Consider the following 12714-nt stretch of genomic DNA (forward strand, 5'->3'; position numbering starts at 1 on the left):
AAGTTTAAATAGCAAATGAAACCGCTTTATTATAAAGGGAGGCATACAGATGAAGAAGAGATGGATGTCTACAGCAATATCGGCTATCGTGCTGACGACGCTGCTCGCAGGCTGCTCCGGCGGCAATGGCAATGGGAATGGCGGCGGCGGAGCGACAGCGAAGCCGGATAAGAGCGCAGAGACGACGAGTGCGCCGCAAGTGAAGATCAAGTTTTTGAACTGGGAAAAGGCTGAGGTCTATCAGCCGGCAATCGATGCGTTTGAAGCCAAATACCCGAATATTAAAGTCGAGTACGTGCCGGTCGTCGAGAATGACTCCAATGAGACGATCAAAAAGATTGACATTATGTATGCGTCTGGCGAGCAATTTGACGTGTTCTCGCTAAACTCGGTGCCGAATTTCAGCCAAAGAGCAGTTAACGGTATGCTGGAGCCTCTAGACGATTATTTGGCCAAAGAAGGCGTGAAGTTCGAAGAGGAGTATAAGGCAGAACAGATGAAGCTGGACGGCAAACGCTACTCGTTGCCGGGCAAGTTTGGACCTTGGTTTATTCTGTTGAACAAGTCGCAGCTCGATGCGGCAGGGCTGCAGGTTCCGCAAAGCTGGACGTGGGATGAATTCCGCGATTATGCCAAGCAGCTGACGAAGGGTGAAGGGCCAAGCAAGCAGTACGGTGCCTTTTTCCATACGTGGAAAGACTACTTCCTGCTGAAGCAGTACAGCGCAGCTCAAGATCAAGGCATTATGAAGGATGACGGCATTCACTTGAATGCGGACAATCCGCTGATGAAAGCGTCGCTGGAGCTTCGTTATGTGATGGAGCATGAGGATAAAAGCTCGACGCCGTATCAGGATATCGTAACGCAAAAGATTCCATATCGCGACGAATACTTCCAAGGCAAAGCAACGATGCTGCCTACCGGTCCATGGATGATTGCCGAAGCGGGCGGCACGGACAAAATTCCGGCAACTTTCGTATCGGCGTTTGCACCATGGCCGACCAATGCGAAGGGCGATGAGAACTACTCGTTTGGCGGCGCGGATTCGCTCGTCATCTCTTCCAAGTCGAAAAACAAGGAAGCCGCATATCAATTTATCCGCTTCCTGTCGACGGAAGGCATGGCATTGACGAAGCAGCTTAGCGCATGGAAAAAAGCCGACGTAGCAAGTGAAGTTGATGCGATCGTAGCATCGACGATGACGCCGGATATGATCGATAAAGCTTCGCTGCTGAATACGCTCAACGTATCGAAGTTGCCACAGCCGGCTAATGCGCCTTCCTACGCGGCCGATATCGAGAAAGCTTATATTTCGGAAGCAGAGAAATATATTTTGGGTACAGCGGATATCGACGCGACGATCGCAGGTATTAAGACGAATCTCCAGAAAATTATCGATGCAAACCAGAAATAGTTTCCTTATAATGATCTAGACAAGAGGATGCCTGCGCGCAAGCGGGGCATCCCTTTCACCTTTTAGAAGAAAGGGGCCTTTGCGATGAGCTTATCTTCCTTTGGCTGGCGCAAGAAGCTGATTACGTCCGCGCTGCTGTGCCTGTTCATTCCATCGCTGCTTACGCTGCTGATTACCGGCTTGAATACGAGGAATGAGCTGAAGGAGAAGGCGGTCGTCAAGGCCGAGCAGTCGCTGGAGGTAGCCGATCTTTACGTATCCAACCTGGTGACGGATATGCTGAAGGCGTCCAATACGCTGCAATATGACAGCGAGATGATGACGGCGATGCGCACGGCTTGGAGCAGCTACCGGAAGAGCGAGGACGGCAAGCTTGATTTTTTCACCTATAAGCCGGTTGCGGAGAAGCTGGATCAGCTTACGTTTTTTGGCGGCAAGACGTATGTGACGATCTTGCTGCCGGGCGGTTTGATCTTTACCAACTATTCGACCTACCGCAACGATCTGGCTTATATGTATAAGGAGCCATGGGTGGATAGTATGGCAGCGGAGCCGGTCAATACAACCTACTGGCTGGGTACGCAGCCTAATTACGTACATGCCGATGCGGCCGGCAACCCGAATGTCGTAACGATTATTCGCAGCTTTCAACTGTTTGCCAATACGGGCAAAGCCTATATTGTACTGAGTAAGCCGGAGGAGCAGTTCCACGAAATATTCAGCAAATATGCGGCGGATCAGAAGATCATGCTGATAAACGGTGAAGGCCGTATTATCTCCCACCCTGAAGCCTCGGCAATTGGGGGTACGATTGAGGCGTCTTTGCACCTTGATCAGCAGTCCGAAGCTTCGTCCGCCGCTGCACTTCGGGATTATATTCGTGTCGAGCATGCGTTATCCTATGCGGGCTGGAGGATCGTCAGTCTGACGCCATACAAAGTGGCAGCGGGCAATATTAACGGCTTTCTTAACGATTTGATTATTTTACAGGTGCTGTTTTTCCTGTTGTTCTCGGCCGTATTGTTCTACCTGCTGCGGCAGTTGACGAGACCAATCGTACAGCTGGCGAAAATCGCTGAGCGGGTCGATGCCGGCAATTTGGATGCCCGTTCCCGGTTTGGCGGTCAGGATGAAGTCGGGCGGCTTGGTGCTTCGTTCGATCGAATGCTGGATCGGATCAAGGAGATGATTCATCAGATCAAGCGTGAGCAGGACCGTAAGCGGATGGCGGAGCTAGAGCTGCTGCAGGCGCAGATCAACCCGCATTTCCTGTTCAATACACTGAATTCTATTCGTTTGCGGGTGTTGATGAAGGGTGAGAAGGATATTGCCGAAATTGTCGGCTCCTTGTCCACACTGCTGCGTATGACCATCAACCGTAACAATGAATTCATTACACTGTACGAGGAGGTTGCCACCGTTAAGGAATATATGCGCCTGATGAACTTCCGTCATGTGGAAAAGGTGGAGCTTACGAGCAACCTTGCTTCTGACACGCTGCTGGCAATGCTTCCACGGTTTACGCTGCAGCCGTTAATCGAGAACGCTTACATGCATGGGTTAAGACAAAAAGAAGGGCATATCGATGTGCAGTCCTGGAAGCAGGGTCATCTGCTCTTTATTTCGATTCAGGATGACGGAATCGGCATGACGGCGGAGGAACAAGAAGCGCTGCTGGGACGGTTGGCCGAGCAGGTCGGGCTGTCGGAACAATCAGAGCAACGGGAGAGGCAGGGGCAGCCGCAACTCCTTCGGCAAGAGGGGAATGACCGTCTGCATACGTCCTCCGAGCCGCGGAATGCAGAGAGAAGTCCAGTTAGCGGAATTGGTCTGAAAAACGTTCATGAACGGCTGCGGATGATCTACGGCGATGTCTATCAGATGCAAATTGAAAGCTCGCAAGGCGGAGGCTTGAAGCTGGTGCTTCGCATTCCGATATCGATGGGACAGGAGGCGATGGAAGATGAATACCGTAGCGCTGGTCGATGATGATGTCGCTGTACTTGAGTTTTTGGAGAAAATGATTCCTTGGAACGACTATGGCTTTCGCGTCGCGCATACCAGCACCAACGCACTGGAAGCGCTGGATGCGTGCGCTGCGCTAATGCCCGATCTGATCATTACCGATATTGGCATGCCGGTAATGGACGGTGTCGCTTTCATTCGGGCGGTGAAGGAGCTCAGCCAGCAGCCGAGGTTCGTCATCCTGTCCTGCCATGATGATTTTCGTTATGCGCAGCAAGCGGTCCAGCTTGGCGTTCAGGATTATATTCTGAAGGAGACGATGGACCCCGAGGCGCTCACGGTACTTATTGCCGGCATGCAGGAGAAGATCGGTTCGGAACGGCGGCTGCACGACGAGCTGAAAATGCTGCACAGCCGGGCGCACCGCAGCAACTCGGTGCTGAAGGAGCAGTGGCTGCGAGAGCTGCTGTCATCGCCTGTGCCAGACAGCCCCGCATGGACGGATGCGCTGCAGCCCTTTGGCTTTCGGACGGTGCTGCCTTATTTTATTCCCGTCGTTGGACGGCTTCATGAGGTCAATGCAGCATGGAAGCGTTACGAGAGCGAGGATACGGTAAAGTTCATCGTCGAGAACGTGGCGGAGGAGCTGCTGGGTAACGAAGCGAATGCGCTGTTCATTAGCGTATCGGCAAGAGAGTTCTGTATCTTGTTCAATTGCAGCAAGGAGCTCAAGCACAGTCCTTATGAGCGTGTTCGGACGCTCGCGAGGCTCGTGCAGCAGAAGCTGGAGCAAGTAGTTAAGCTTCGTTATTCCATTCTGATCGGCGGTATCGAAGCTGAACGCTCCGGCGTCAGGCGGCAGATTGGCGGCATGCTGCAAGCGACGGACCGGTTCTTTTATTTGCGGGACCCTCAGTTCATGACGATGGAGGAAGCCGGGCGGCTTACTTTTCACGAGGAGGAGCCGTTATCCTTCTATTACGAATATTCGGAGCGGATCAACCGGACGATTATCGAAGCAAATATCGATGTTCCCGAGGCTGTCGAACCGTTTATTCATTTTATTTCGATCCACAAGTTCGAGCCGAAGGCGGTCAAGCGGTTCGTCTTCAAGCTTGCGCTCGATACGATGATGAAGCTGAAGGATACCCGGCATTATACGAATGAAAAGGTACAGAACGAACTGGACCAGCTAGGCAACGTCAGCGAGCTTCGGGAATGGCTGGTCGGCTTCGTGCAGGAAGCGGTGGGCTTGATGGAGCAAATCGCCAAGCAAAGCAAGAAGGTTGAAATTATTGACGCGCAAAAATTTGTCCGGCAGCATCTCGACCGGAAAATTTCGCTGGAGGAAGTGGCGGCGCATTTGCATTTGAATCCCAGCTATTTCAGCCGTTTGTTCAAGAAGGAGACGGGTCAAAACTTTATCGAATATGTGACCCGCAGCAAAATGGAGAAGGCACGGGAGCTGCTGAACGGCTCGGACCGGACGATGGAGCAGGTGGCACAGCAGCTCGGCTACGAGAATAGAAGCTATTTCGTCAAATTGTTCAAGGAGCATTATGGCGTTCTCCCAAGCAAATATGTATAGCTAATCGGCTGCTTCAGATCTTTTCTCTGGAGCGGCCTTTTTTGTATATGAAGCCCTCCGCAGGCAAGCCGCTATTCCAAAGTGTACCTCTGTCTAACTCTACACTGCTGATGTAACATGAAGGCAGGAGGCCAGTTTCGTTATCTTGCTATTCTACTCCCGAAATCACACAAACGATACTTTTCGAGGCTATACTATAGGCGAGGTGAAGCCCATGAACGAGAATGAGCTGCCGTTGACGGATGAGCGATGGCAAGCGATTGTAAGCAATGACACGGCGTATAATAACCGATTTATTTATGCAATTAAGACGACGGGCATCTTTTGCAAGCCGAGCTGTAAATCCAGAATACCCAATCGGGAAAATGTCCGGATCTACGCGAATGCGGAGCAGGCCCATGACGCCGGCTTCCGTCCTTGCAAACGGTGCAAGCCGACGGGCGAACGGCTGCCGGATCAGGAGTGGGTAGCCGTTGCGGCGCAATATATCAACAAGCATTATAACGAGCCGCTTCCTCTGCAGACGATAGCCGACGCTTGCCACGGCAGCCCGTATCATTTGCAGCGAACGTTCAAGCGCATTATGGGGGTTTCGCCTTCCGGCTATGTTCAGCAGATGAGAATATCGAAGGCGCAGCAGCTTTTGAACGAGACGAACCATTCGGTAGCGGGAATTGCAGCGGCAGTTGGGATGCCGAATGTCGCGTATTTTATAACGCTATTTAAGAATACAACAGGCTGTACGCCCATAGAATACCGGCTGCGCAGCAGCCGAAATGAGATCGGATAGGTGATGGATAATGGAACAGGCAAATGAACGGAAAATTTATTGGGCGTTTTTAATCCATGGGCAATGGAGGCTTTACGTGGCGGCAACTTCAAAGGGGTTATGCTATGTAGGTTCGCCTGGCAAGCCCTATAAGGAAATGAGCGAGTCTGTGAGCCGTCGTTATCCTCGTCACGAATGGGAGCAGAACGACGAAGCTGTACAGCCCTATATGTTGCAATTGAAGCAATATATCGATGGAGAGCGCAGGGATTTTACGATTCCGTTTGATTTGGGCGGGACGCCATTCCAGAGTGCCGTATGGGAGGCTTTGCAGCACATACCGTACGGCGAGACTTGTTCGTATTCGGATATCGCGGAGCAGATCGGCAAGCCGTCCTCCGTAAGGGCAGTTGGGACCGCGATCGGTGCGAATCCGATTCTGATTACGGTGCCTTGTCACCGCGTTATTGGTAAAAACGGTACACTTACCGGCTATCGCGGCGGTCTGGAGATGAAGGTCGAGCTTCTTCGTCTGGAGCGGAAGAGCCTTGTTGCCGAAAGGAGCGTTCAGCATGCCTGATGGGCTTTCTAAGCGGCTTGCCGGCATGGATTGGACTCGGTTGCAGCAGGAACTGGACGAGCGCGGCTACGCTGTCATCCCCGCTTTGCTGGATAATGAGCAGTGCGAGAAACTGATTTCCGCTTACGAGGATGAAGCCTTGTATCGCAAGACGATTCGTATGGCGAGATACTCATTCGGAGAGGGCGAGTACAAGTATTTCTCCTCCCCGCTGCCGGACCTGTTGCAGACGCTTCGTGAAGGGCTGTATCCTGAGCTGGCGAAAGCCGCTAACCGGTGGAAGGAGAGGCTAGGCCGGGGAATGAGTTACCCGGAGCAGCTTTCCCGCTTTTTGGCGCTGTGCCAGGAGCAGGGGCAGCTGCATCCCACTCCGCTCATTCTGAAATATGAAGCGGGAGGCTATAATTGCTTGCATCAGGATTTGTATGGAGATGTTTATTTTCCATTTCAAACGGTTATTGCTTTGAATCAGACGGGTTCGGACTATGCAGGCGGTGAATTTATGCTGGTGGAGCAGAGGCCGAGGGCGCAAAGCCGCGGACACGTCATTCGTCTCGAGCAAGGAGAGGCGCTTGTTTTTCCTACGCAATACCGGCCTGTTCAAGGCAGCCGCGGCTATTACCGGACAACGCTGCGCCACGGCGTCAGCACGATTACTGAGGGAACCCGTTACAGCCTGGGAGTGATTTTTCATGACGCAAAGTGAGATTTTGTACAAAAATGCGAAAACGCTGCTTAATAAAGGAACCGGCCTGCTATCGGGCTATACTCATTCTTTGAATCCCTATGGAGGCTGTGTCTTCGGCTGTTCTTATTGCTATGTCAGGGAGATGCCAGTGGCGCTGTTTCATGAAGGAGAATGGGGCTCATGGATTGATGTAAAGCAAAACGCGGCCGAGCTTCTGCGCAAGGAACTGCGGCGTGCAAAGGCCAAAGGCAAAGTAACGATCTTTATGTCGTCCAGCACGGACCCGTATCAGCCGATTGAATATAAGGAGCAAATTACGAGATCGCTGCTGGAGGCGATGGTCGAAGATCCGCCTGATTTTTTGCTGGTGCAAACCCGAAGTCCGCTCGTCAGACGGGATATTGACTTGCTTCTTAAGCTAGGGGAGCGGGTTAGGGTCAGCATGACGATCGAGACTGACCGCGAAGATATTCGCAAGCATTTCACACCGGGTGCGCCGCCTATCGCGGCAAGGCTGGAAACGCTCCGGCTGTTGGCCGAGGCAGGCGTAGCTGCGCAAGCGACAATTGCTCCTGTGCTGCCGAGCACGGAGCAGTTTGCCGAGCTGTTGAGGCCGCTCGTCCATCGTGTATGCGTAGACGATTATTTTATGGGAGACGGCAGCGGAGGCAGACGGACGAGAAAGCTCGGTATCCGTTCCCTTTACGAAGAGCTTGGTTTGGAGGACTGGTATAGCCCTGCCGCTAACCAAATCATATACGACAGACTGCTGCAGGTATTTTCTGCCGAGCAAGTGTATGTAGGCCAGCGAGGGTTTGAGCCTTGATGTCCATTCATAGATAACGACCCGAAGCGAGGAGCTGCTTCGGGTCGTTTGTGCGCTGAAGGCTTGTTTACTTGCTTTCTTGCGTCAAATGAAGGATTTGCTCTCTAATGTTCTCATGGCTCAAACCGCCGTGATAGCAAATAACGTTCTCGATATCGAGCTCTAGAAATTTAGACAGGGAGCGGATTGCCGTTTCCATATCCGGTGTATTCTGCTCGACGGGCTCGCGTAAATGGCCTTCGGAGGATACCATGGCATCTGCGGCGATAAGCGTCTTGCTCTCTTGCAAATAGAGGCTGATGTGGCCCGGCGTATGACCAGGCGTGAATACGACTTGGATGCCGCCGAAATCCGGCAATACCTGACCGTCCTCCAGAAGCTGATCTACTGGAATCTTAGGCTGATTTCGAAAAATTTCGAGCGCTTTATCAAGCTCTTCTTCCGGCAGGTGGGACAGCAGCTTAGCCATCCGTTCCGGATTGGATTTCACTAGCGGAAGCTTGCCTTCAATATAAGGCTGATCGAGCTCGTGTGCGTAGACGGGAACCGGTTTGCCGGCTGCATGAATGATTTCCAGAACGCCTCCGGTATGATCCAGATCCTGATGTGTAACGATAATCGCCTTCAACTGAGAAGGTGCTATACCAGCCTTGTCCATCGCATCCACGATGAGCTGGCTTTGGCCTGGCATGCCCGCATCGACCAGAATAGCCGAATTTTCGTCATAAATGAGTGTCGGATTGAGCACCATAGGTCCACGAGGGCTTGTCACATGAATCTCCAGCATTTCGACTCCGTTTGCAATTTTCATTGCCAATCAGCCTCCTCTTTCGTTCCATCTAAACTTGAAAACACTATAGTTATCTCATATATCGAAAGTGAAAGTCAAATGTAAAATATTAAATTATATCACAAAAATAATTATTTGTCAATAGTCTGAGTTAGGATTTTTGAGAAAAACAGGCAAGGTGTCTGTTGACTTTATACGATCATATTTTGCCCCGTTGCAAAATAGTTAGCCCGTCCAAAGTGTATTGCCCCGCCGTAACAATGCTAGATTTAAGCAACACTGTTTCTCTAGACCCACACGTATCCCCATTTGTATAATGGTCAAGTGTCAAAAAAAGCTTATGGACAGCGAATGAATAAAAGGGGCTTACGCAGCATGAACCAAAAGAGCAATTCAACAGGCACGTTTGCAATTGCAATCAGTCTGATCAGCAATTTACTGTTAACGATTCTGAAATTGGCAATCGGCCTGATGGTAGGCAGCCAGGTGCTTCTGGCGGACGGCATTCATAACGCCGGGGATGTCGTAGCAGCGGCCGCTGCCTTGAGCGCGACAATTATCGCCAGAAAACCGAGAGACAACGACCATCCTTACGGTCATGGCAAAGCCGAAGTGATTGGCTCCGCTATCGTAGCCGTTATTATGATTATTGCGGCCTTTTATATTGCTTATCATTCCGTTGAATCCTTTTTCCATCCTGCTGTGCAAGCAAGCTATTTAGCATTGGCTGTAGCAGCGGTATCGCTGATATGGAAGCAATGGCTATACCTGTATTGCATCCGTCTAGGCAAACAAATGAATAATAAAAGCTTAATTGCTACGGCTTACGACCATCTTGCCGATGTCTATGCATCGATCGCGGCGGTTGTTGGTGTCGGAGCTGCGCTCATCGGAGACCATTTCGGCATCGCTTTTCTCAGCTACGGCGATCCCATCGCTGGAATTATCGTCGCGTACTTCATCTTGAAGCTCGCCTACCATATGGGGAAAGAAGCGATTGACATCCTCATGGATAAAATGGTGGAGCAGGAGAAGTTGGACCTCTACGAGCATCTCGTCATTTCCGTGCCGGAAGTAAAACGAATCGACCGTATCCGTGCAAGGGAGCACGGTCACTACATCATTATCGACGTACGTGTCGGCATTCCTGCGGATTTGAACATCCAGGAAGGCCATGACGTTTCCAAAAAAATCAAAACGACGATTATGGAGCAGCATGACGATGTCGAGGAGGTGCTTGTGCATCTGAATCCTTGGTATGAAGATGAAGAAGATCAATTGTTGAAATAATATATTTCAGGAGGCTGCAGCCATGTCACAGGAGATTTGGATTAACCTGCCGGTTAAAGATGTTGAGAAGTCAACTGCCTTTTTCAATGAAATTGGATTTCATGCGGATAACGTTGGCAGCGAGAGAGCCAAGCTTGTTGTTGGCCAAACAACGATTCTGCTGTTCCCGAATGCGGCGTTTGAGAAATTTACAGGTGCAGCAACCGCAGATACTTCCCATAGCGCAGAAGTCATATTTTCCATTGGCGCTGGAAGCAGAGAAGAAGTAGATGCCTTTATTCAAAAAGTGGAGGCTGCCGGAGGAAGCATCTTTGGCAAGCCCAGTGAAACGGACGGCTGGATGTACGGTGCAGGATTTGCCGATCTGGACGGTCACCGGCGTTTTTTACACCCCTATGAACAAAAAAAGAACGGCTGAATGTTCAGCCGTTCTTGGGGATTGATCATGGTCTTGGTACTATACCATGATTTTGCAAATATCGTTTGTGAACTCAACCGGATCTTGAACCGGCAAGCCTTCGATAAGAAGCGCTTGGTTGTACAGCAGGCTCGTGTACAGATCAACCTTCGTTTTATCCTGCTCGTAAGCCGCTTTCAACGAGGCATAAACCGGATGGTTGACGTTGATTTCAAGAATTTTCTCAGCTTTGATATCTTGATTGTTCGGCATCGCCTTCAAAATTTTCTCCATCTCGATCGTCACTTCGCCCTCAGTGGACAAACAAACTGGATGAGACTTCAATCGTTTCGATGCTTTGACCTTCGTCACTTTACCCGACAGCAGTCCAGCCATATGCGCGAACAGATCCTGGTTCTCGTTCTCTTCGGCATTGCTGTCCTTGTCGTCTGCATCCGGCTCGATGCCGAGATCGCCGCTGGATACCGATTTGAATTCCTTCTCCTTGTAGCTTGCAATCATTTTCACAGCGAATTCGTCAATATCGTCCGTGAAGTACAGAATTTCATAGCCTTTGTCCGATACAATTTCCGTTTGCGGAAGCTTCTCGATACGGGCGATGGATTCACCTGCAGCGTAGTAGATGAACTTCTGGTCTTCCGGCATACGGGAGATATATTCGTCCAGCGTGACGAGCTTTTTCTCCTTCGAGGAGTAGAACAGCAGCAGATCCTGCAGCGTGTCTTTGTTTGCGCCGTAATCGCTGTATACACCGTATTTCAGCTGGCGGCCGAACGATTCGTAGAACTTCTCGTATTTATCCCGCTCGTCCTTGAGCAAGCTTTGGAGCTGGCCTTTAATTTTGTTTTTAATGTTTTTCGCGATCAGCTGAAGCTGGCGGTCATGCTGCAGCAGCTCACGGGAAATGTTGAGCGACAGGTTTTCCGAATCGACCATCCCTTTGACGAAGCCGAAGTAATCCGGAAGCAGGTCTGAGCATTTGTCCATAATGAGGACGCCATTCGAATACAGCTCCAGGCCTTTCTCGTATTCTTTCGTATAGTAGTCAAACGGAGTATTCTCCGGAATGTATAGAATCGCATTGTAGACGACTGCACCGTCTGCGCTGATATGGATGTGCTTGATCGGCTTGTCGAAGCCGTAGCGCTTCTCGAAGTAGAAATTATCGTAATCCTCCGGCGTCAGCTCGGATTTGTTTTTGCGCCAGATCGGAACCATGCTGTTAACCGTTTGTTCTTCTGTAAAGCTCTCGAACTCATTCTCTTCGCCTTCCTTCGGACGGCTGCTGGTAATGTCCATCTTGATCGGATAGCGGATGAAGTCCGAATATTTTTTAACAATCGATTTCAGACGGTACTCGTCCAAATACTCGTCGTATTGGTCGTCTTCGGTGTTTTCTTTAATTTTCAGCGTAATGTCTGTACCGATAGTTGCTTTCTCGGCAGGTACAATCGTATAGCCGTCTGCACCCGTCGACTCCCACTTGTAGGCTTGCTCGCTGCCGAGCGCCTTGCTGACAACAGTCACTTCATCGGCGATCATAAAGGCGGAGTAGAAGCCAACGCCAAATTGGCCGATAATGTTATGGCCGTCTTTCGCTTCGTTCTCTTTCTTGAAGGCAAGGGAGCCGCTTTTCGCGATAATGCCGAGGTTGTTCTCCAGATCCTCTTCGGTCATGCCGATACCTGTATCGGAAATCGTCAGCGTCCGGTTCGCTTTGTCAGCAGTGATTTTCACAAAATAGCTGTCACGGTCGAAGTTCAGCTGATCGTCTGTGAGCGCTTTGTAGTATATTTTATCGATGGCGTCGCTTGCGTTGGAAATGAGTTCGCGCAGAAAAATTTCCTTTTGCGTATAAATGGAGTTGATCATCATCTCGAGCAGTCGTTTGGACTCGGCTTGAAACTGTTTCTTTGACATGAAGGAGCTCCTTTCGATTTGGGGAAGCTTTCGATTTAGCTTAGCACTCATTGCGTTCGAGTGCTAATTCTTTCTTTTATATACCATATCCCAATTTGCACTGTCAATGTTGGGCGAGGCACAGGGGGAGGGGATGAAGGCTGCTGAGAGCATCTAGGGCATTCAAAATGCAAAAGTGCATGTTGTTAAGGGGTAGAAGGCTGTATTTTCGCTTCAAAATGTAAAAGTACATTTTGATGGGCTAAATTTGGTTGAATGGAGTGATTATGCGGCATTCAAAATGCAGATTTGCATTTTGAATCGATTTATCGACTAAATAGTGGGAAATGAAATGCACTTTTGCATTTTGTTTTGCCGAGAGGATACTTAAGGTGCCACTAACTCTACCTTTATTCGATCAGGGTCTTCGAAAAACAGAGCATAATATTGTTCTCCGCCCGCGAACGGCTTACGCTGCTATTAGCGC

11 protein-coding genes and 1 pseudogene are annotated in these 12714 nt (G+C 50.3%); 9 read left to right on the forward strand and 3 right to left on the reverse strand.

The features are described from left to right. Positions 1–49 precede the first annotated feature (49 nt). The 7 genes from IEX98_RS20100 to IEX98_RS20130 all read left to right on the forward strand — a co-directional run bounded on the left by IEX98_RS20100 (position 50) and on the right by IEX98_RS20130 (position 7830). Complete coding sequence (locus tag IEX98_RS20100; protein ID WP_188890976.1) at positions 50–1414, forward strand: ABC transporter substrate-binding protein; 1365 nt, start codon at positions 50–52, stop codon at positions 1412–1414. Positions 1415–1498: 84 nt separating this feature from the next. Then, positions 1499–3403 (forward strand): sensor histidine kinase, encoded by a 1905-nt coding sequence (locus IEX98_RS20105; protein ID WP_188890977.1) that lies wholly within the window; start codon positions 1499–1501, stop codon positions 3401–3403. Beyond that, the gene (locus tag IEX98_RS20110; protein ID WP_188890978.1) at positions 3378–4967 is read left to right on the forward strand and encodes a helix-turn-helix domain-containing protein; all 1590 of its coding nucleotides are present in this window, start codon (positions 3378–3380) and stop codon (positions 4965–4967) included. The genes IEX98_RS20105 and IEX98_RS20110 overlap by 26 nt, the downstream gene beginning before the upstream one ends. Before the next feature lie 214 nt (positions 4968–5181). Continuing rightward, complete coding sequence (locus IEX98_RS20115) at positions 5182–5757, forward strand: bifunctional transcriptional activator/DNA repair enzyme AdaA (RefSeq protein ID WP_188890979.1); 576 nt, start codon at positions 5182–5184, stop codon at positions 5755–5757. A gap of 10 nt (positions 5758–5767) precedes the next feature. After that, positions 5768–6316 (forward strand): methylated-DNA--[protein]-cysteine S-methyltransferase, encoded by a 549-nt coding sequence (locus IEX98_RS20120; RefSeq protein ID WP_188890980.1) that lies wholly within the window; start codon positions 5768–5770, stop codon positions 6314–6316. After that, positions 6309–7022: a 2OG-Fe(II) oxygenase gene (locus tag IEX98_RS20125; protein WP_188890981.1), complete on the forward strand. Its 714-nt coding sequence runs from the start codon at positions 6309–6311 to the stop codon at positions 7020–7022. The genes IEX98_RS20120 and IEX98_RS20125 overlap by 8 nt, the downstream gene beginning before the upstream one ends. Further along, the gene (locus IEX98_RS20130) at positions 7009–7830 is read left to right on the forward strand and encodes an SPL family radical SAM protein (protein WP_188890982.1); all 822 of its coding nucleotides are present in this window, start codon (positions 7009–7011) and stop codon (positions 7828–7830) included. Before IEX98_RS20125 ends, IEX98_RS20130 begins: the two co-directional genes overlap by 14 nt. 67 nt (positions 7831–7897) lie before the next feature. Here the strand turns inward: IEX98_RS20130 and IEX98_RS20135 are convergent, their stop codons facing one another. After that, entirely contained in the window at positions 7898–8641 is a 744-nt protein-coding gene (locus IEX98_RS20135) for an MBL fold metallo-hydrolase (protein ID WP_188890983.1), read from the reverse strand. A 354-nt stretch (positions 8642–8995) separates the two neighbouring features. On the opposite strand from IEX98_RS20135, the gene IEX98_RS20140 reads away from it, so the two are divergent. Together IEX98_RS20140 and IEX98_RS20145 are read left to right on the forward strand one after the other, a co-directional pair. Continuing rightward, positions 8996–9910 (forward strand): cation diffusion facilitator family transporter, encoded by a 915-nt coding sequence (locus tag IEX98_RS20140; RefSeq protein WP_188890984.1) that lies wholly within the window; start codon positions 8996–8998, stop codon positions 9908–9910. Positions 9911–9932: 22 nt separating this feature from the next. Beyond that, on the forward strand, positions 9933–10328 hold the full coding sequence (locus IEX98_RS20145; protein ID WP_188890985.1) for a VOC family protein: 396 nt from the start codon (positions 9933–9935) through the stop codon (positions 10326–10328). Positions 10329–10367: 39 nt separating this feature from the next. Here the strand turns inward: IEX98_RS20145 and htpG are convergent, their stop codons facing one another. Continuing rightward, complete coding sequence (gene htpG / locus IEX98_RS20150; RefSeq protein ID WP_188890986.1) at positions 10368–12248, reverse strand: molecular chaperone HtpG; 1881 nt, start codon at positions 12246–12248, stop codon at positions 10368–10370. A 366-nt stretch (positions 12249–12614) separates the two neighbouring features. Beyond that, positions 12615–12701, reverse strand: a pseudogene (locus IEX98_RS29630) (VOC family protein); the annotation flags it as partial. Positions 12702–12714 lie beyond the last annotated feature (13 nt).

It is taken from the genome of Paenibacillus radicis (ex Gao et al. 2016) (assembly GCF_014641555.1).
Taxonomy (GTDB): domain Bacteria; phylum Bacillota; class Bacilli; order Paenibacillales; family Paenibacillaceae; genus Pristimantibacillus; species Pristimantibacillus radicis.

What these genes read in the sequence shown, in the direction of transcription:
- IEX98_RS20110 (WP_188890978.1), top strand. Translation starts at nt 3,378, where the DNA reads ATGAATACCGTAGCGCTGGTCGATGATGATGTCGCTGTACTTGAGTTT.
- IEX98_RS20105 (WP_188890977.1), top strand. Translation starts at nt 1,499, where the DNA reads ATGAGCTTATCTTCCTTTGGCTGGCGCAAGAAGCTGATTACGTCCGCG.
- htpG (WP_188890986.1), bottom strand. Translation starts at nt 12,248, where the DNA reads ATGTCAAAGAAACAGTTTCAAGCCGAGTCCAAACGACTGCTCGAGATG.
- IEX98_RS20115 (WP_188890979.1), top strand. Translation starts at nt 5,182, where the DNA reads ATGAACGAGAATGAGCTGCCGTTGACGGATGAGCGATGGCAAGCGATT.
- IEX98_RS20120 (WP_188890980.1), top strand. Translation starts at nt 5,768, where the DNA reads ATGGAACAGGCAAATGAACGGAAAATTTATTGGGCGTTTTTAATCCAT.
- IEX98_RS20130 (WP_188890982.1), top strand. Translation starts at nt 7,009, where the DNA reads ATGACGCAAAGTGAGATTTTGTACAAAAATGCGAAAACGCTGCTTAAT.
- IEX98_RS20145 (WP_188890985.1), top strand. Translation starts at nt 9,933, where the DNA reads ATGTCACAGGAGATTTGGATTAACCTGCCGGTTAAAGATGTTGAGAAG.
- IEX98_RS20140 (WP_188890984.1), top strand. Translation starts at nt 8,996, where the DNA reads ATGAACCAAAAGAGCAATTCAACAGGCACGTTTGCAATTGCAATCAGT.
- IEX98_RS20135 (WP_188890983.1), bottom strand. Translation starts at nt 8,641, where the DNA reads ATGAAAATTGCAAACGGAGTCGAAATGCTGGAGATTCATGTGACAAGC.
- IEX98_RS20100 (WP_188890976.1), top strand. Translation starts at nt 50, where the DNA reads ATGAAGAAGAGATGGATGTCTACAGCAATATCGGCTATCGTGCTGACG.
- IEX98_RS20125 (WP_188890981.1), top strand. Translation starts at nt 6,309, where the DNA reads ATGCCTGATGGGCTTTCTAAGCGGCTTGCCGGCATGGATTGGACTCGG.